Here is a 17,758-nt window from a genome sequence, read left to right as displayed (position 1 = left end):
GCCGATACGGTACTGGGGCGCGAATTGAAGCGGTTGTCTGTCGACGTCAGCCAAACCACCCGGCTGGAGGATCTGCCCCCTCCGCTCGACGCACTCCAGTACTACCTCAAAGCCATTCAGTGACGCCGCCCCTTGCGATCAAAGGGTTGCTGTTCCAGCGCCAGGCAAATCGTCGACACAACATTAGGCAAACGTAAATCGCAGCATTCAGAACAAGCTGGACCGTTTGCCTACCGCCCCACACTCATCCACCAAACCTTCAACCTTCCTTCGAACCATTCCCCGAGCCTTCAATCAGCACCCGATTTGCCGGATCCGTAATATCAAACACTTGTTGCGCACACGTCGAACGACCGTCCTTGAATTGAAACTCCACCAGATACACCTTCGCCTTCTCCGGACTGAACGTACTCATCACCGGCCCGCAGCTGTAGTAAACCCCGTTGCCCTGGCTTCCCGCCGAACTGGACACGGTGAGCTTCTTGCCTGGATCGGCCTGGATTTCAAGCTGCGGGAAACGCTTGAACCCTGCGCTGGCCACGGTCTGGTTGAGCTTGGCGATCCAGTTTAAGACCTTGCCCTCACCCGTATCCATCACAGTGCCGAGCTTTTCCATGCGTGAGTCGGGGTCGCCTTCGCGATGGATGGCAAATTCGACGGGGTTGGTGCCGCCACTGGCTTTCATGATGACTTTGGCGTGCTCGGCATCTACGGCTACGGTTTTCTGGCGCAACTGGATGCCATCCTTGAGCAGGCTGGGCGAGGAGTCGCGTTGGTTGGATTGGCAGGCGCACAGGGCAAGAACGAGGGAAAGCAGCGCGATTCGCTTCACGAAGGATGTCCTTATCGCAGGGAGGTCAGTGATGTCTTGACCGGCACTCGAACAAAATGTTCCCGAACACCAAACGGCTACTTGGGTTGAAACGTCTCAAGGTACGCCAGGATGTTTTCAATCTTGTCCTGATCACTGATCCCCCAGAAAATCATCCGCGTACCACTCACCACCTTCTTCGGGGCTTCTATATAGGCGGCAAGTTTGTCGCGAGTCCAGACTACCCCCGAGTTTTTCATCGCATCGGAATATTGGTAATCGGTGGTCGCCCCCGCAGGTCGGCCAATGATGCCGTTGAGTTCCGGGCCAAACCCTGCGCGCGCACCTTCGCCGACGCTATGGCAGCCGCCGCAGGTCTTGGTGAAGAGCTTGGCACCCGCCTGCGCATCGCCGGCTGCGAGGGCCGCGTGGGCATTCAAGATCAAAGCGAGGGTTAGCAAGGCGTATTTCATAGGGACTCCACATCAGCTGTTGCACACGATTATGCCTGCTTGCCAGGAACGCTTGACCATCCGGATCACAGCTTCAAGCCCTACCGCCAGCGCACCGGTCATACGCCACTCTTAATACACAATCAAGGCAATGGTCGCCACGTCGTTTGCAACTGTGGCTCGCGCCTCACCTCCCGGCAAATACGCAACCTAGACACTTGACCACCCATCGTTTAATCCACTTCCAATCGAACCTATCCAGCCGTGCCCCACTCCACCTTACTGAACCCTGATGGCGGAGTAAGGATCATGGCTCAGCCATCGATTTTGGTACTGGAGGACGACGAGATCATTCGCTCGTTAATGGTGGATGTACTGGAGGAATTTGGTGCCCATGTCACTTCGTTTCCTTCAGCGGACGAAGGAATGATTTTTCTGGAGCGTGATGATGAACAAGTCGATCTGATCGTCAGCGATATCCAGATGCCAGGCTTGTTGAATGGCTATGACTTGAGCCGGGTTGTAGCCCATCGCTGGCCAACCGTCGCGGTATTGCTCACCTCGGGCAACAGCGCCATGGCCTCGCAACTGAGCAGCCGAGTACGGTTTTTACCCAAACCCTGGAGCACTGAGCACCTGCTGGAGTGTGTGCAATCGGCGCTGACCCAACAAGGCTCGCCCATGCATCGATAGCGTCGCGACATCATTTAAACCGAACTTCAACACCAGCGCAGCGGTCACTAATGGGCAAGGAGCGACTTTTCTGATCCGCTGGTCAGGCTTTTCGCTTTGCGCCTACAGTCAGTGGCTATGAGTTGTGTAGAATCGTCGCCCATTTTCTCGCGTCATTCATGGCCGGCAGGCCCACAGTTCGAGCTTATTGAATGCACTCACAGGCCCATGACGTTGGTGCGCCCTCATTGCTGGAAACACTACGCGCCGGCACGGCTCTGCTGCACATCGCGCTGGAAAAGCGCCTGCCGTTTTTCTCCGTACACCTGGATGCCGACGGCTACCTGAGCTTGCTCCGAGCGTATTACGGGTTTTATGCGCCGATTGAAGCCGCGCTGTATGAAGGTGATCTGATCCCGGAAGGCTTTGATCCGCAACTGCGCGTGAAAACGCCTACCCTGGTGAGCGACCTTCATGCCCTCGGCTTGAATGACGCAGCCATCGACGCCCTGCCCCGCTGCACCCACCTGCCGTCCCTTGATACCCCCGCTGCCTGCCTCGGCGCCGCCTATGTGCTGGAAGGCGCAACCCTGGGCGGTCAAGTATTGCGTCGCGAGATGGCCCGGCGCCTGGGCCTGGACGCCGACAACGGGGGTGCCTTTCTCAATGTGTACGGTGCCGAGACCGGTCGGCGCTGGAAAGACTTTCTCGATTACCTGGCCCGCCAGCCGATGGACGCGCAAGCCAGACCGTGCGCCGTGGATGCGGCCCGTTCGACATTTAGCTGCTTTGAGCAATGGCTCGACAGCCAGGAGGTACTGCTATGAAACCCGATGATTTTGAAGAGCTGCTTGCCAACTGCGCCGACGAGCCTATCCGCTTTCCCGGGGCTATCCAGCCCCATGGTGTGTTGCTGACGCTGTCGGACCCTGACTTGCAGATCCTCCAGGTCAGCGCCAATGTCGCCAGCCTGTTCGACCATGCGCCCGAGACCCTGCTGGGCCAACCGCTGCACGTATTGCTCGGTGCCGAGCCTGCTGCGGCCGTGCGGTGCATGGTCGAGCTCAACAATTTTACCGATGCGCCGCCGTTGCACATGACCTTCAATGGCACCAGGTTCGACGGCCTGCTGCATCGCCATCAGGGTGTGTTGGTGCTGGAGTTCGAGCCGTTGCTGGAGGACTTCCAGCCACGTGCAGTGAATGGCCGCACCAGTGACCTGGGCAAGATGCTGCAACGCTTGCAGGCAGCGAAAACCCTGCAGGCGTTATACGAAGTCAGCGTAAATGAAATCCAGGCCATGACCGGCTACGACCGCGTGCTGATCTACCGCTTTGAAGACGAAGGCCATGGCCAGGTAATCGCCGAAGCGTCTGCGCCGTCCATGGAGCTTTTCCACGGGTTGTTCTTCCCCGCGTCCGACATCCCGGAACAGGCTCGCGAGCTGTATCGCACCAACTGGCTGCGCATTATCCCCAACGCAGCCTACGAGCCGGTGCCGCTGCTGCCCAAGCTGCGCCCGGATACCGGCAAACCGTTGGATTTGAGCTTCGCCACCCTGCGCAGCGTGTCGCCGATTCACTGCCAGTACATGCAGAACATGGGCGTGCTGTCGTCCATGAGCATCTCGCTGATGAAGGGCGACAAACTTTGGGGCCTGATCAGTTGCGGTAACCGTGAGCCACTGCTGGTGCCCAACGAGTTGCGCATGGCCTGCCAGACTATCGGCCAGGTGCTGTCATTGCAGATCAGCGCCATGGAAGCGCTGGACCTGAGCCGTCAGCGCGAAGCAAAAGTCGAGGCCCTGCAGCTGCTGGACAAGGCGATGAAAGCCTCGGAGTACAACGTGTTCGAAGGCTTGGCCCAGCGCGGCCAACTGCTGATGGACCTGACCCTGGCCGGCGGCGTAGCGATCATCGAAGACAAGCAACTGCACCGCTACGGCAACTGCCCCGAGCCGGCGCAGATCCGAGCGTTGCACAAGTGGCTGCAGGCACGCGGCGAACCCGTGTTTGCCAACCATAACCTGGCCTCGGTGTACGCGCCCGCTGCCGAGTTCCAGCAAGTGGCCAGCGGAGTCTTGGCCATGAGCCTGCCCAAGCCAGTGGACAATGGTGTGCTGTGGTTCCGGCCGGAAGTGAAAGAGAACATCCACTGGAGCGGCGACCCGAACAAGCCACTGAACCTGGAAAGTTCCGACGCAGGCCTGCGCCTTCGCCCACGCACCTCGTTTGAAATCTGGAAAGTGGAAATGGCCGGTATCTCCACCAAGTGGAGCCATGGCGACCTGTTCGCCGCCAATGACCTGCGCCGCTTTGCCTTGGAGAACGACCTGGCCCGCCAGGTGCTGCGCGAGCAACAAGCCGTGCGCGCCCGCGATGAACTGGTGGCGGTGGTGTCCCACGACTTGCGCAACCCCATGACGGTCATATCGATGCTGTGCGGCATGATGCAAAAGGCGTTCAGTTCCGACGGCCCACATACCTCGCGGCGGATTTCCTCGGCAATCGACACCATGCAGCAGGCTGCCGGACGCATGAACGTCCTGCTGGAAGACTTGCTGGACACCTCCAAAATCGAAGCCGGACGCTATGTGGTCAAGCCGGTGGCACTGGATGTCAGCCAAATGTTCGAAGAGGCGTACTCGTTGCTTGCGCCGCTGGCGATGGAAAAAGGCATCGACCTGTGCTTCAACGCCGAGCCGGGCCTGCAAATCAACGGCGACCCCGAGCGCCTGTTCCAGGTGCTCTCGAACCTGATCGGCAACGCCATCAAGTTCACCCCGCGCCAGGGCAATATCGGCATCAGTGCCATGAGCAATGGCGAAGAGATCGTATTCTCGGTGCGCGACTCCGGCGAAGGCATTGCGCCGGAGCAGTTACCTCATGTGTTCGAACGCTATTGGACACAAACCGAAAACAACCCCACCGGCAGTGGCCTGGGACTCTACATTACCCAGGGCATCGTCCAGGCCCATGGCGGCAGGATCGTGGCCGAGAGTGAAGTGGGACGTGGCAGTGAGTTCCGGTTCACGGTGCCGAAGGTGACTGAAAACTCACCGACCTGACGCCGTAAAACGCTGGGCGCGGCCTGCCCGCCAATGCCGTGTTCCAGCCATCCACCCTAGCCACGGGCAGTCGCGCTAACGCTGCCCTTGAAGGAAGGCGCTTAACAAAACACTGACATTCAGTGCGCTAATCTTGCCGGCTCAAACCTGCCTGGAAACCTCATCCGCATGCCGCTGACCGACCCATTGCCCACCGTTCTCGCAGGCCCCATGCTCCGCCGCCTGGAACCTCGGCGGCTGGTGATGTGGCTGGTGGGCAGCCGGGAGCTGGTACTGAGCCTGAGGCTGCACGTTGGCGAGCAGACGCGTGATATCCCACTGAACCCGCGCCACTGCCAAGTGGTGCCAGTGGGCCGCCAGGCGTTTATCCACCTCATCGATGTGTCGCTGGAGCAGGCGCTGCCGCAGGATGTAAGCATCGACTATGACCTGCTGATCGATGGCAACGGCATGGCACAGTGGGCGCCGCACCTGTTGTACGCCAACGCCCAATCCGCCTCTTTCATACTGCACAGCCGTATCCACCAACTGGTGCACGGCTCTTGCCGCAAACCTCACCATTGCGCCGATGAAGGCCTGCTGTGCGTCGACCGCCTGCTCGCCGAAACCCGTGCCGAGCGCCCGGCCCTGCTGATCATGAGTGGCGATCAGGTCTACGCCGACGATGTCGCCGGGCCGATGCTGCGGGCGATCCACGCGCTGATCGCTCGCCTGGGCCTGTTCGACGAATACCTGGAAGGGGCAGTGATAGATGACAGCGCCAGCCTCTACGGGCACCCCGCCAGTTATTACCATCGCGCGGACTTGCTGCCGGCACTGGACAGCAACGAGACCCTGCGCGAGCGTTTTTTTGGTGGCGTGAAAAAACCGATCTTCACCAGCAGCACGGCCGACAACCACTTGGTGAGCTTCGCCGAAGTCATGGCGATGTACCTGCTGGTATGGTCACCCACCCCGTGGCGCCTGATCGCCACGCAACCGCCACAATTGAACACCGATGAAGCGGCGCGCTATGCCCGCGAGCAAGTGCAGGTGGATGACTTCCGCGATGACCTGCCCGGCGTGGCACGGGTATTCGCCCATCTGTCCACCTTGATGATCTTTGACGACCACGACATCACCGACGACTGGAACCTCAGCGCCCAGTGGGAAGAAACCGCCTACGGCCATCCGTTCTCCAAGCGCATCATCGGCAATGCCTTGCTCGCGTACCTGCTGTGCCAGGGCTGGGGTAACAACCCGGATGCGTTCGACACATTAATAAGTCAAACCCAGGCGCTCGGCCGCCAGGCGCACAACAATCACCTGGACGCGACCGAACAGGATAATTTGCTCGGCGCGCTGCTGAAATTTCAACAATGGCATTACGTGCTGCCCACCACCCCCGCCCTGGTGGTGCTCGACACCCGTACCCGGCGCTGGCGCAGTGAATTCACGCTCAAGCAACCCTCCGGCCTGCTGGACTGGGAAGCCTTGAGTGAACTGCAACAGGAACTGCTTGACCATCCCTCGGCCATCATCGTCTCGCCCGCGCCGATCTTTGGCGTGAAGCTGATCGAGACTGTGCAGAAAATCTTCAGTTGGTGCGGCCACCCCTTGCTGGTGGACGCGGAAAACTGGATGGCCCATCGCGGAGCCGCGCAGGTCATCCTCAACATTTTCCGTCACTCGCGCACGCCGGGTAACTACGTGATCCTGTCGGGCGACGTGCACTACTCCTTCGTTTATGAAGTGTTGATCCGTCATCGCAACGCGGGCCCGAGGATCTGGCAAATCACCAGCAGCGGCATCAAGAACGAATTCCCACCGCGCTTGCTGGAATGGTTCGACCGCCTCAACCGCTGGCTCTACTCCCCCCGCTCGCCGCTCAACTGGTTCACCCGGCGTCGCACGATGCAGGTAGTGCCCCATATTCCGGAACATGCCGAAGCCGGTGAGCGCTTGTGGAATTCGGCCGGGATCGGCCAGGTATTTTTCAACGAGCAGGGCCAACCGGAAGCGATTTACCAGCACAACGCCGACGGGAAGCCACGGACGAGGATGGTGGCGCCGAAGCAGTAGCCCGCTGCCACTCTTTCACAGCGTCCCATCGCCTCTATTCAAAGTGCCCAAGCGCCGTTGTACAGTAGCGCCAGCCACGGAGTATCGGTGTCAACGTTGGCAGGCCTTTGTCGCCCGCCCAGGCAAGGAGTACGCAGATGGACGATATCTCCGGAAAAAGCTCAACGAAAAATGATTTCTCTCGCCTCAATGCCGATATGTTGCACACCATCCTGGAGCTCTCCAGCGACGGGATCTGGGACTGGAACGCCAATACCGGGTTCGTCTACCGCAACCCAGGCTGGTACGAAATGCTCGGCTACCCCCGCCACGCTCTGGACAACAACGTATTCACCTGGGAAAACGTGATCCACCCCGACGATTACAACCAAGTGATGACGGTGTTTGACGACTACATCAACCGTCGCGCCCCCCAGTATCAAACTGAATACCGCTGCCGCAAAAAAGACGGCAGCTACCTGTGGATCGAGGACCGCGGTTATGTGGTGGCGCGTAACCCCGACGGTTCGGTGGCGCGGATGGTCGGGGCCCTGCGCGATATCCAGCTGCGCAAATATTCCATCGAGCAACTGGAGCGGCGCAATCAATCCCTTGAGGCATTGGTGGCCGAGCGCACGCTTGAACTGTCGCGGGTCAATCAGCAATTGCAGCTGCAGGTGGATGAGAACCGCGTCCTGGCTGAACGGGATGCCTTGACCCTCGTCGCCAACCGGTATCGCCTGGAAAAAGTGTTGCTCCAAGAGTGCGAACGCGCCCAGCGCTTTCACCTGCCGTTGTCACTGATCGCGATGGATGTTGACGACTTCAAGCCGATCAATGATCGACACGGGCACGGCGTAGGCGACCAGACCCTGGTGCAGGTGGTGGAACGCCTGGAAAGCTGCGTCCGCCAGGGCGACCTGTTGGCTCGTTGGGGGGGCGATGAGTTTATGGTGGTCCTTCCCGAAAGCTCATTGGAAACAGCCAAGGCCCTGGCTGAGACTATCTGCCAGAGCTTGAGAACTCACCGGATAACCGACGACGTCAAGGTCACACTGAGCCTGGGCGTGGTCGAACGCCAAGTGAATGAAGCCCCCGCCGCCCTGATGGCGCGCGCCGATCAGGCCCTGTATCGAGCCAAAGCGGCGGGCAAAGACGGCGTATCGACATAGGCCGCCCCGGTATCAGCGCACCGGCGGCGCGTACTGAATGCCGCCGTTGTTCCATAAGGCATTGAGCCCGCGCTTGATCTTCAACACGCTGCCCTGGCCGATGTTGCGCTCGAATACTTCGCCGTAGTTGCCCACTTGCTTGACGATCTGCACCACCCAATCCTTACGCAGTTTGAGGTCCTTGCCGTATTCGCCGTCGGCACCCAGCAGCCGCGCCACATCCGGGTTCTTGGAATCCTTGGCCTGCGCTTCGACATTCTGCGACGTGATGCCCATCTCCTCGGCATTGAGCATGGCGAACAGGGTCCATTTGACGATGCTGAACCACTCGTCATCCCCCTTGCGCACCAACGGTCCCAGGGGTTCTTTGGAGATGACTTCCGGCAGCACCACAAACTCATCCGGGTGCGCCATCTTGATGCGCTGGGCATACAGGCCCGACTGGTCGGTGGTCAGCACATCGCAACGCCCGGCTTCCAGGCCCTTGGCGCTTTCGTCGGCGGTATCGAAGGTGATAGGCGTGTACTTCATGCCATGGGTGCGGAAGTAATCGGCCACGTTGAGTTCGGTGGTAGTGCCGGCCTGGATGCACACGGTGGCGCCATTCAACTGCTTGGCGGCGCTAACACCGAGTTTGTTGTTCACCAGAAAACCGATGCCGTCGTAGTAGGTAACGCCGGTAAACACCAGGCCCATGCCCGAATCGCGGGAGCTGGTCCAGGTGGTATTACGCGAGATCAGGTCGATCTCGCCGGACTGCAAGGCGGTGAAACGTTCCTTGGCGGTCAATTGGGTGAACTTCACTTTTGATGCATCGCCGAACACCGCGGCCGCCACGGCATGGCACACATCCACATCGATGCCGGTCATCTTGCCCGTACTGTCGGGCACGCCAAAGCCAGGCAACCCGTCGCTGACACCGCATTGAATAAAACCTTTTTTCTGGATTGCATCCAACGTCGCACCGGCGTGGGCGGTGCCGGCCAGGCCCAATAGGGCCGTAGCACTGATCGTGGCCAAGGTGGTTTTGAATAGGTTCATGCGAGGCGCTCCCTGTCGGTCCTTATTATTCGGCGCTGCACAGCCCGCGCCGGTTTCTGATGCTGCCGGGGGAGAGTGACGGGTTTACAGCGCCGCCACAAACGACCTTTTGGCAACAGCTCCTTCCGATTTGGAATGACCCGGCGATTTTATTTCCTTTGCGCCAGGGCCCCGCCGGCAGCTTAGATAAAAAGACGCCCGCCACTGCCGAGTCCAGGATCCATGAGCCGCGAAACCATCAGCCAGTCGATTTCCGTCGTTCACCCCATCAGCCTCAGCCACGGTAAAAACGCCGAAGTCTGGGACACCTCGGGCAAGCGCTATATCGATTTTGTCGGTGGCATCGGCGTGCTCAACCTCGGCCATTGCCACCCCGCCTTGGTGGCGGCGATTCGTGAACAGGCGACCCAACTGACCCACTACGCCTTCAACGCCGCGCCGCACAAGCCCTACCTCGAACTGATGGATCGCCTGACCGCGTTTATTCCGGTGGGCTATCCGGTCAGCGGCATGCTCACCAACAGCGGCGCCGAGGCCGCGGAAAATGCCTTGAAGATCGTGCGCGGGGCCACGGGCCGCACGGCGGTGATCGCCTTTGACGGCGCGTTCCACGGCCGCACCCTGGCCACGCTCAACCTCAATGGCAAAGTGGCGCCCTACAAGCAAAAGGTCGGCGTACTGCCCGGCCCGGTGTATCACCTGCCCTACCCCAGTGCCGATAACGGTGTCACCTGCGCTGAAGCATTGAAGGCCATGGACCGACTGTTCAGCGTAGAAATCGACGTCGACGATGTAGCCTGCTTCATCATCGAACCGGTACAGGGCGAAGCCGGCTTTCTGCTCCTGGACAGCGAATTCGCCCAAGCCCTGCGGCGTTTCTGCGATGAAAAAAATATCCTGCTGATCGCCGACGAAATCCAATCAGGGTTTGGCCGCACCGGCCAGCGTTTCGCCTTTTCGCGCCTGGGCATCGAACCCGACCTGATCCTGCTCGGCAAAAGCATCGCCGGCGGCGTGCCACTGGGTGCGGTGGTCGGGCGCAAAGCGTTGATGGACAACCTGCCCAAGGGCGGGCTGGGCGGTACCTACTCCGGTAACCCCATCGCCTGCGCGGCGGCATTGGCGACCCTGGATGCAATGACCGATGAACAGGTGCACGCGTGGGGCGCCCGGCAAGAAGCGGCCATCGTCAGTCGCTACCAGGCCTGGCGCGAGCAGCATCTGTCGCCCTACCTGGGCCGCTTGACTGGCGTTGGTGCCATGCGCGGCATAGAACTGGCGCATGCCGACGGTACACCCGCGCCCAAGCAACTGGCCCAGTTGCTGAGCCTGGCGCGGGACGCCGGCTTGCTGTTGATGCCCAGTGGCAAGTCTCGGCACATCATTCGCCTGCTGGCGCCGCTGACCATTGAACCTGCGGTACTGGAAGAAGGGTTGGATATTCTTCAAGCGTGTCTCAAGCAGTTGGTTTAACCCCCGCATCCGCCGACCGGCAGCCCAACTGCACGATAAGGGCATTGTGCTGCCTTGACCTGATTCCCCCGCCCCCTGAAAATGCGCGACGTTTTTTTGTCTCCCCCGTTTACTGAAGTAGTGAAATTTCAATGTCCGATTCTTACACCGAACACACCGCCGAAGAATCCGTAGTCGCCTTGCACGCCAAAGCTGAATACGAAAATGCCATCAATCTTTCACAGCATGTACCCGCCGCCAAGATCATCAGCGAGATGGTGCTGGACGCGTTCCATACCTCCAAGGAAAGCGATCAGATCCGCGAACTGCGCATCGCCATCCGCCAGGCGCACGATGCCTTCGACGACGACAAAGCCTACGAACTGATGGGCCAGCTCAAGCAGTTGAAAGACGCCGAAGCCGCCGACAACATCGCACTGGAAGACCTGAGCAGCAAATTCTCGATCAGCCGCATCCTGTCCAGCTTCAAGGACGACCCCGAGTTCCAGGAGTTGGTCTACGGCCTGGCCCTCAAAGTGCTGAACCAGTCTCACCAGGCCATCAGCAACCCAAGCACCGGCAAGGGCAAGGCCGCACGCGCCAAGAAAGAAGCCGAAGTGTTTGTGATCAGCAAAGATGGCGTCAGCGTCACGCTGCCCCTGCGCACGCCGCGCTCCAAGTTGAATGTCGACCGTGAAGCCTTCGAGTTCCTGGGTTTGCGCTTTGTAGGCGAAGGCGATGAAGCGGAGTTGGAAGTGGACAGCTTTGTGGATAACGCCGGCATTGAACAGCCGCTGAGCCGCAAGAGCGTGATCACCGCCCTGCAGCAACAGAGCGCGTTCGAAGGCTACAGCATCGCGCAGCAATAACCCCTCCAGGCAACACCGCACAACTGAACGTGTGGGAGCAAACCCGCTCCCACACGTGGTATCAACCGACGCGCTCAACCTGCGCCGCGAACACCTCGCGAAAGCGCGCCATCTGCTGCTTGCTCCCCACCGTCACCCGCACCCACTGCGGCCAGTTTTCCCACACCCGTCCGATGAGTACGCCGTGTGCAGCGAGTGTCTCGATGACCTGCTCCGCCGGCCGCTTGACGTCGATCATGAAACAGTTGGCCTGGGAGGCCGTGCAGGCGAAACCGCGACCCTTGAGCCACGTGATGGTCTCATCGCGCAGTTGGGCATTGAGCGCCTTGCGTTGCGGCAATAATTTCACGTCTTCCAGGCTGGCAAGGCCTCCGAGCAAAGAAGCGCCCGCCGGAACGTTGTCGCCGCCAAACACTGCCAAGCGTTCCAGCAGCGCCGGGTGGCCGATCGCCAAGCCCAGGCGCGCACCGGCCATGCCATAGATTTTCGAAAAGGTGCGCAGCACCAGCAGATCGTCGTGGTCCTTGACCCAATTGACCACGCTCGGCGTGTCGGCAAAGTCGATGTAAGCCTCGTCCACCACCAGCACGCTGCCCTTGGGTTTGTTGGTCAGCGCCTGGCGGATGGCTTCGAACGGGGTCAGGGTGCCGGTGGGGTTGTTAGGGTTGCACAGGTACAGCATGCCGGCCTGCGTGTCGGCCGCCAGCATGGCCGACACGTCGTGGGCATGCTCGGCGTTGAGGCTCACTTCCTTGACGGGCGCCTTGTGTGACTCGGCTGCCTGCCGTGGCACTTCGTACGACGGCGTGGCCATTACCAGGCCACGGGTTTGGCTGGTGAATGCCAGCACAGCGTAACGCAATGCGGCCATGGAACCGGAAAATACCGCCACCTGCGTTTCGGCAAGCCCGTGTTGCTGGGCAAACAAACCGGCCAGCGCATACATATGCGTGTAGGGATATCGCCCGGCCGTCGTGATCCCGCGCTGCATCGCCGCGCGGGCCGCCGGCGATGGTCCGTAGGGGCTTTCGTTATAGTTGAGCAGCACCTCGTCAGTCTCCGCCGCCGGCGGCGCGGCGACCGCCCAATTCAGGTGGCCCAGCACCGGCAGGGCGGCCCCCAGGGCCAGAAGGGATCGACGGCTGACGCTGACCATGGTGACTACTCCGTGTAGAGGGAATGGATGGGCACTGCTCCTATTGAAAGGTATGACGAGACAAGCGTCGGATGATTTAACCGAGCCCCGATAAACGAGCCGCGCGCGACCACTCAAGGCGGGGCTTTTTTCCAGCCACGGCCTCAGCTTTCCCAGTAGTCGGCGATGGGATATTTCGCGCACAGGTGCTCGAGTTCCGCACGCAATTGCGCCTGCATTGCCGGTTCCAACCGGTACTCGTGTTCGCCGAGCGGCGTCACCTGCTGCAGTATTCGGCACACCAGATCGACGACCTGTCGGCAGCCATCGGTGTCGATGTTACGTTGCGCCATGGATCCGGTGCCGATGCACAACCCATTGTCGACAGCGCACGCGCGGGCCTGGCCCGGCACGCGATGCGTGTTCACCACGATGCCGCAGCTTTCCAATGCCACTTCGGCGATGGAACCGCTAATACCGTCGCGCAAGCGGATCTGCACGGTATGGTTTTCACTGCGCCCGCCCACCACTTCATAGCCGCGGGCCAGGAATGCACCGGCCAGCTCATCGGCCAGGCTGCGAACCCGGCCCATGCAGGCGTCAAACTCCGCGGTCATCGCGTAGCCCAGCGCGGCCGCTTTGGCGGCGATCATATTGACCGCCGGCGCGCCCTGCATGCGCGGAAATACAGCCTGGTCGAGCACACGGCTGAACGTCGCCCGCAAGCCGGGCACCTTGGTATGTGCATCGCGACCGCAAAGGATCAGCCCGCCACGTGGGCCGCCCAGTTGTTTGTGAGTACAGGTGGTGGTGACGTGTGCCGCATTGATCGGGCTTGGGTGCCGACCTGTCGCCACCAGCCCGGCGATATGGGAGATGTCCGCCAGCAGGATCGCGCCCGCCTCATCGGCAATTGCACGGAACCGCTCGAAATCCACCACTCGCGAATAGGCCGAAGCACCGCAGAGGATAACGCGTGGCCGATGGGCCAGTGCCAGGCTGCGCACCTGCGCGTAATCAATCAGCCCCTCGGCGGTGGTGCCGTAGCGGATAGCCTTGTAATAGGCGCCGGTAAATATCGCCGGGCTGCCGTAGGTAAGGTGCCCACCATGATCAGGGGCCATGCCCAGCAGAGTATCGCCAGGTTCAAGCAGTGCGGACAGCACTTGGGCGTTGGCATGGGAGCCGGAGTGCGACTGAACATGGGCGTAGTGGGCATCAAACAGTTCACGGGCGCGGCCAATCGCCAGGGATTCGACCCGGTCGACATTCTCGCAACCGGCGCGATGGCGACTGCCCCGCGTGCCCTCGGCGGTGACGTTGACCAGTGCAGAAGCAGACGCCGCCAGAGTGCGGGGTTTTACAGCGCAGGAGGAAGGCACCAGCGACAGGGTTCGGTGTTGACGCTCGACTTCGGCGTCGAGGAGCATCGCCAGCTCCAAGTCCTCGGCGCGCAGATCTGCCATGCCTCGGCGCAGCAAGTCAGCCTGATCCTGCAGTTGTACGGTGTTGACTGCCATGGGCGATGTCCTTTTCTGGGTTGCTGCTCGTCAGTTCGTCCTGAACCGTGGCGATCAATTAAACAGGAAATTAAACATTTTCCAAATTATATGTTCTCTTTCGTCCGCTCCAACCGAGTTAATGGCCATCTGCCTTGCCTGCTGCCAGCGCCGAGCATCTTGGACTTTATTGTTGAACCGCACGCGTGCAACACTTGCGCCCGCCACGCAGCCATAAACGCCCCGGATGGGCGCTCAATCGCTGGAAAACATCCCATGGCAGCGGCAAGGTCCAAAGGTTCTGACTAAAAGGAAGTGGTGAGCACGTGATGCACAGACGCGAAAAAACCGAGCATTTGAAGAGCAACATCAAGTATCTGATCAAAAGCCGCGGCGAGACCCAGTTGTCGTTGTGCAACGCCGCCGGGCTCACCCGCACCACGATCTACAACATCCTCGAAGGCAAGGTCGTCAACGTACAGCAGTCGACCCTGCGCAAGATTTCAGATTTTTTCGGTGTGTCTTACAAAGAAATCGAGACCATCGATTTTGAAGCCAAAGAGCTTATCGAGAGCAGCGTTTCGCCCCAAGGCAACATGAACCCGGCGGCCGTGCCGGTGCTCAAGCAAAGCCAGGTCATGCAGCACCTGGACAAGCGCATTGGCGAACTGGCCACACTCTTCCCCCTTACGTACTACTTCGGCACGTCCCACAACCTGATCGGCGTGCGGCTGGAGCAGGCCATACCGGGGGTGAACGAGCCGGGCGATCTGTTGATCATCCAAAAGGGCATGTCGAGCGACGATAAGGAAAAGTTGGTGTTCGACAGGGCCACCCAGACGCTGTCTATCCGCCGTGAACCCTGCGCCAGCTCAGAACGCCTGTGTGTACTGGGCGATATCATTGAGGAGCGCTTCAATGACGGCGTATGAAGGCGAGATCGAAAACAGCAAATACAAACTGCTTGGCTTTGAAAATGACAAGTGCCTGGCGGTGATCATGATCATCGCCACGGGCAAGATCATTCGGGTCAAGTTGAGCGAAGTCTTAAACAGCGAAATCATGGACAATCTGAACAAAATGGAAATTAAAAACCTGTACAAGAAGTTTTATTCCCAGGGCGGCGCGGTCACCGCGTACGACCTCAATGATCGCAATGAAAACTCCTGGATGATCTACATCATCCTGAACCTGCTGCTCTTCACGTTTTATATTTTTACCAGCATCGCCGCGACCAAACCGATCTACATCGAATCCCTCGACATCATCGTCACACCGGGCACTTTCCTGTATCCGCTGACCTTCCTGATCGTGGATCTGCTCAACGAGAACTTCGGCCTAAGGCTTGCCAGAAAGGCCATCCTGTTTGCCTTCGCCAGCAACGCGATGATTATTATCCTGCTCTACGGCTCGACCTTTCTGCCCGGCCTGCCAGGCTGGAAGCTCGATGGGCCTTACAACGCAGTGATCGTGCAGGTGTCATCGGTATTGATCGCGTCGTCGGTGTCGTTCCTGGTGTCGGAGAACATCAACTCGTATTTGCTGTGCAAGATCAAAGAGCTGACCAACTCCAGGTACTTGTACTTGCGCATCTTCCTCAGCACGTTCTTTGCGGTGATTATCGACAGCTTCCTGTTCTGTTTTATCGCGTTTTATGGCGCCATGCAGACCAGCGACATTGTGAGCATGATCTACGTGCAGATCGCGATCAAAGTCGGTTTTGCGTTCTTCAACATCTTGCCGGCCTATGGCGCACGTTCATTATTCAAACGCTACCTGACCAACGCCACTGCGTGATCGGCCGTTGCCTGGCGTCGTTGCAGCTGCCGAAGCAGCTGCCATGACGGTCGGCGGTCAGGCCAGTGGCAACTTCTGCTTGAGGCTCTGCATGACCTGCGCTTTGTTCTGCAGGTAATCATTCAAACCGCGCGCGCGCAGGTTGCACGCGTCGCAGTTGCCGCAGCCGGTGCCGATGATGCCGTTGTAGCAGGTCAGTGTCTGCTCACGGACCAAGTCCAGTTGCTGGTAGTAATCAGCCAATGCCCAGGTTTCAGCCTTGTTCAGCCACATCAACGGCGTGTCGAGGCGCACGTCGTATTCCATGCCCAGCTTGAGCGCCTGGTTCAACGCCTTGACGAACTCGTCGCGGCAGTCGGGGTAGCCCGAGAAGTCGGTTTCGCAGACGCCGGTGATCACCGTCTCAGCCTTGACCTGGTATGCGTAAATTGCCGCCAGGGTCAAAAACAGGATATTGCGCCCGGGCACAAAGGTGCTGGGCAGGCTGTCGCCCGAGCTGTTCACGGTGGGTACCGGGATGTTGTCACGCGTGAGGCTGCTGATGGCCAACTCGTTGAGCAACGACACATCCATCACTTTATGAACGGTGGCTCCCAACTGTTTGGCCAACTGTTGGGCGACTTCGACTTCCGCCACATGGCGCTGGCCGTAGTCGAAGGTGATGCAGTGCACTTCGTCATACAGCGCCAGCGCCTGGATCAGACAGGTCGTCGAATCCTGCCCGCCACTGAACACCATAACGGCTTTTTTACTCATTGCTTTGCTTCCTGCACGGATAGGGTTTAGCGCTAGTTTAAGGGTCACTCAATAAAAAACCCCGCGCTTCTTGCGAAGGCGGGGCTTTTTGTTGCTCATGCCACTCAGTGTGCGTAAGTCAGCAACAGCTCTTTGGGCACTTGGAAATCCAGGGACATCATCACGCTGAGCGCGGTGATGGTGAAGATCGAGAACACAAACAGCTTGCGCGCCCAGACGGTGTCATCCACCGCCTTGTAGCCGGTCCAGGCCATGTACAACCAGTACATGCCCATGGCGGCGGCGACGGCGAGGTAGCTCATGCCGGCGTAGCCACTGAAGGTCAACATCAAGGTCGCCACGAGGAAGGCCAGGATGTAGAGCAGGATGTGTTTCTTGGCGACCTGGATACCACGCTTGACCGGCAGGACCGGAATCGACGCAGCCAGGTAGTCGTTGAAACGGAAGATCGCAATGGCGTAGGAATGCGGCATCTGCCACAGGCTGAACATCACCAGCAGCGTCAGCGCGGCCATGTCGAAGCTATTGGTCACAGCCACATAACCAATCACCGGCGGCATCGCCCCCGACAGACTGCCCACCAGCGTGCCGTGAACCGACTTGCGCTTGAGGTACAGGCTGTAGAGGCCGACGTAGATGACAAAGCCGATCACGGCAAACAGCGCCGCCAGCGGGTTGGCCACCTTGTACAACAGCGCCACACCGGCAACACCCAAAACGGTCGCATAGATCAGTGCCAGCTTCAGGGAGATCAGGCCCTGGACCAGCACGCGATTCTTGGTGCGCTCCATCTTGATGTCGATGTCACGGTCGATGCAGTTGTTGAATACGCAACCGGAAGCCACCACCAGGGACGTACCGATCATCGCAGCCAGGAAGATGGCCAGATCGACATGTCCCTTGGAGGCCAGGAAGAAACCGCCCGCCACAGAAAGCACGTTACCGAAAATGATCCCCGGTTTGGTGATTTGGATAAAGTGCTTAAGCGACATCGG

Annotated in this window: 17 protein-coding genes (1 of these 17 cut by a window edge); 10 read left to right on the top strand and 7 right to left on the bottom strand. The window is 59.6% G+C overall.

Features of this window, described 5'->3' with window-relative positions; genetic code table 11:
* A protein-coding gene (locus tag AB4O23_RS09005) for a hypothetical protein (RefSeq protein WP_026067510.1) crosses the window boundary here: on the top strand, positions 1–123 show its end. 207 nt of this gene lie to the left of the window's left edge; 123 of the gene's 330 nt are visible here — the last part of the coding sequence; its start codon lies beyond the left edge, outside the window; its stop codon occupies positions 121–123.
* A gap of 136 nt (positions 124–259) precedes the next feature.
* Here the strand turns inward: AB4O23_RS09005 and AB4O23_RS09000 are convergent, their stop codons facing one another.
* Both AB4O23_RS09000 and AB4O23_RS08995 read right to left on the bottom strand, forming a co-directional pair.
* On the bottom strand, positions 260–832 hold the full coding sequence (locus AB4O23_RS09000; protein ID WP_017531084.1) for a hypothetical protein: 573 nt from the start codon (positions 830–832) through the stop codon (positions 260–262).
* Between the two features lie 77 nt (positions 833–909).
* Positions 910–1,284: a c-type cytochrome gene (locus AB4O23_RS08995; protein ID WP_135196889.1), complete on the bottom strand. Its 375-nt coding sequence runs from the start codon at positions 1,282–1,284 to the stop codon at positions 910–912.
* A gap of 288 nt (positions 1,285–1,572) precedes the next feature.
* Between AB4O23_RS08995 and AB4O23_RS08990 the strand changes: the two genes are divergently transcribed.
* The 5 genes from AB4O23_RS08990 (at position 1,573) to AB4O23_RS08970 (ending at position 8,214) form a co-directional block, all read left to right on the top strand.
* On the top strand, positions 1,573–1,956 hold the full coding sequence (locus AB4O23_RS08990) for a response regulator (protein WP_017531086.1): 384 nt from the start codon (positions 1,573–1,575) through the stop codon (positions 1,954–1,956).
* Between the two features lie 191 nt (positions 1,957–2,147).
* Complete coding sequence (locus tag AB4O23_RS08985; RefSeq protein ID WP_017531087.1) at positions 2,148–2,762, top strand: biliverdin-producing heme oxygenase; 615 nt, start codon at positions 2,148–2,150, stop codon at positions 2,760–2,762.
* Entirely contained in the window at positions 2,759–5,002 is a 2,244-nt protein-coding gene (locus AB4O23_RS08980; RefSeq protein ID WP_135196887.1) for an ATP-binding protein, read from the top strand. The genes AB4O23_RS08985 and AB4O23_RS08980 overlap by 4 nt, the downstream gene beginning before the upstream one ends.
* A gap of 168 nt (positions 5,003–5,170) precedes the next feature.
* Positions 5,171–7,063 carry an alkaline phosphatase D family protein gene (locus tag AB4O23_RS08975; protein ID WP_460062909.1) on the top strand — a complete coding sequence of 631 codons (1,893 nt, stop codon included), beginning with the start codon at positions 5,171–5,173 and terminating at the stop codon, positions 7,061–7,063.
* 137 nt (positions 7,064–7,200) lie between these two features.
* Complete coding sequence (locus AB4O23_RS08970) at positions 7,201–8,214, top strand: diguanylate cyclase domain-containing protein (protein WP_026067511.1); 1,014 nt, start codon at positions 7,201–7,203, stop codon at positions 8,212–8,214.
* Positions 8,215–8,226: 12 nt separating this feature from the next.
* Here AB4O23_RS08970 and AB4O23_RS08965 read toward each other — a convergent pair whose 3' ends face one another.
* Entirely contained in the window at positions 8,227–9,255 is a 1,029-nt protein-coding gene (locus tag AB4O23_RS08965) for an amino acid ABC transporter substrate-binding protein (protein ID WP_017531090.1), read from the bottom strand.
* 222 nt (positions 9,256–9,477) lie between these two features.
* Between AB4O23_RS08965 and AB4O23_RS08960 the strand changes: the two genes are divergently transcribed.
* Together AB4O23_RS08960 and AB4O23_RS08955 are read left to right on the top strand one after the other, a co-directional pair.
* Positions 9,478–10,728: a 2-aminoadipate transaminase gene (locus AB4O23_RS08960; protein ID WP_217855360.1), complete on the top strand. Its 1,251-nt coding sequence runs from the start codon at positions 9,478–9,480 to the stop codon at positions 10,726–10,728.
* 131 nt (positions 10,729–10,859) lie between these two features.
* Entirely contained in the window at positions 10,860–11,576 is a 717-nt protein-coding gene (locus AB4O23_RS08955) for a hypothetical protein (protein WP_116079741.1), read from the top strand.
* A gap of 61 nt (positions 11,577–11,637) precedes the next feature.
* Here AB4O23_RS08955 and ptaA read toward each other — a convergent pair whose 3' ends face one another.
* Complete coding sequence (gene ptaA / locus AB4O23_RS08950) at positions 11,638–12,732, bottom strand: pyoverdine biosynthesis transaminase PtaA (RefSeq protein ID WP_065876557.1); 1,095 nt, start codon at positions 12,730–12,732, stop codon at positions 11,638–11,640.
* A 143-nt stretch (positions 12,733–12,875) separates the two neighbouring features.
* Complete coding sequence (locus AB4O23_RS08945) at positions 12,876–14,231, bottom strand: serine hydroxymethyltransferase (protein WP_065876558.1); 1,356 nt, start codon at positions 14,229–14,231, stop codon at positions 12,876–12,878.
* A gap of 308 nt (positions 14,232–14,539) precedes the next feature.
* Between AB4O23_RS08945 and AB4O23_RS08940 the strand changes: the two genes are divergently transcribed.
* Together AB4O23_RS08940 and AB4O23_RS08935 are read left to right on the top strand one after the other, a co-directional pair.
* Complete coding sequence (locus tag AB4O23_RS08940; protein WP_017531095.1) at positions 14,540–15,142, top strand: helix-turn-helix transcriptional regulator; 603 nt, start codon at positions 14,540–14,542, stop codon at positions 15,140–15,142.
* On the top strand, positions 15,129–16,007 hold the full coding sequence (locus AB4O23_RS08935; RefSeq protein ID WP_017531096.1) for a queuosine precursor transporter: 879 nt from the start codon (positions 15,129–15,131) through the stop codon (positions 16,005–16,007). Before AB4O23_RS08940 ends, AB4O23_RS08935 begins: the two co-directional genes overlap by 14 nt.
* Positions 16,008–16,064: 57 nt before the next feature.
* On the opposite strand, the gene queC is transcribed toward AB4O23_RS08935, so the two are convergent.
* Both queC and cyoE read right to left on the bottom strand, forming a co-directional pair.
* Positions 16,065–16,763 carry a 7-cyano-7-deazaguanine synthase QueC gene (gene queC / locus AB4O23_RS08930; protein WP_017531097.1) on the bottom strand — a complete coding sequence of 233 codons (699 nt, stop codon included), beginning with the start codon at positions 16,761–16,763 and terminating at the stop codon, positions 16,065–16,067.
* A gap of 104 nt (positions 16,764–16,867) precedes the next feature.
* Positions 16,868–17,755, bottom strand: a complete 888-nt coding sequence (cyoE, locus tag AB4O23_RS08925; RefSeq protein WP_003194050.1) for a heme o synthase — start codon at positions 17,753–17,755, stop codon at positions 16,868–16,870.
* Between the last annotated feature and the right edge of the window lie 3 nt (positions 17,756–17,758).

It is taken from the genome of Pseudomonas sp. H2_A10 (assembly GCF_054680085.1).
Note: the sequence above shows the minus strand (reverse complement) of the source record. Positions and strands in the feature narration are given on the sequence as shown.

Excerpts from the sequence above, each read along its gene's own strand:
- AB4O23_RS08995 (WP_135196889.1), bottom strand. The coding sequence starts at position 1,284 with ATGAAATACGCCTTGCTAACCCTCGCTTTGATCTTGAATGCCCACGCG.
- AB4O23_RS08990 (WP_017531086.1), top strand. The coding sequence starts at position 1,573 with ATGGCTCAGCCATCGATTTTGGTACTGGAGGACGACGAGATCATTCGC.
- AB4O23_RS08985 (WP_017531087.1), top strand. The coding sequence starts at position 2,148 with ATGCACTCACAGGCCCATGACGTTGGTGCGCCCTCATTGCTGGAAACA.
- AB4O23_RS08980 (WP_135196887.1), top strand. The coding sequence starts at position 2,759 with ATGAAACCCGATGATTTTGAAGAGCTGCTTGCCAACTGCGCCGACGAG.
- AB4O23_RS08975 (WP_460062909.1), top strand. The coding sequence starts at position 5,171 with ATGCCGCTGACCGACCCATTGCCCACCGTTCTCGCAGGCCCCATGCTC.
- AB4O23_RS08970 (WP_026067511.1), top strand. The coding sequence starts at position 7,201 with ATGGACGATATCTCCGGAAAAAGCTCAACGAAAAATGATTTCTCTCGC.
- AB4O23_RS08965 (WP_017531090.1), bottom strand. The coding sequence starts at position 9,255 with ATGAACCTATTCAAAACCACCTTGGCCACGATCAGTGCTACGGCCCTA.
- AB4O23_RS08960 (WP_217855360.1), top strand. The coding sequence starts at position 9,478 with ATGAGCCGCGAAACCATCAGCCAGTCGATTTCCGTCGTTCACCCCATC.
- AB4O23_RS08955 (WP_116079741.1), top strand. The coding sequence starts at position 10,860 with ATGTCCGATTCTTACACCGAACACACCGCCGAAGAATCCGTAGTCGCC.
- ptaA (WP_065876557.1), bottom strand. The coding sequence starts at position 12,732 with ATGGTCAGCGTCAGCCGTCGATCCCTTCTGGCCCTGGGGGCCGCCCTG.
- AB4O23_RS08945 (WP_065876558.1), bottom strand. The coding sequence starts at position 14,231 with ATGGCAGTCAACACCGTACAACTGCAGGATCAGGCTGACTTGCTGCGC.
- AB4O23_RS08940 (WP_017531095.1), top strand. The coding sequence starts at position 14,540 with ATGCACAGACGCGAAAAAACCGAGCATTTGAAGAGCAACATCAAGTAT.
- AB4O23_RS08935 (WP_017531096.1), top strand. The coding sequence starts at position 15,129 with ATGACGGCGTATGAAGGCGAGATCGAAAACAGCAAATACAAACTGCTT.
- queC (WP_017531097.1), bottom strand. The coding sequence starts at position 16,763 with ATGAGTAAAAAAGCCGTTATGGTGTTCAGTGGCGGGCAGGATTCGACG.
- cyoE (WP_003194050.1), bottom strand. The coding sequence starts at position 17,755 with ATGTCGCTTAAGCACTTTATCCAAATCACCAAACCGGGGATCATTTTC.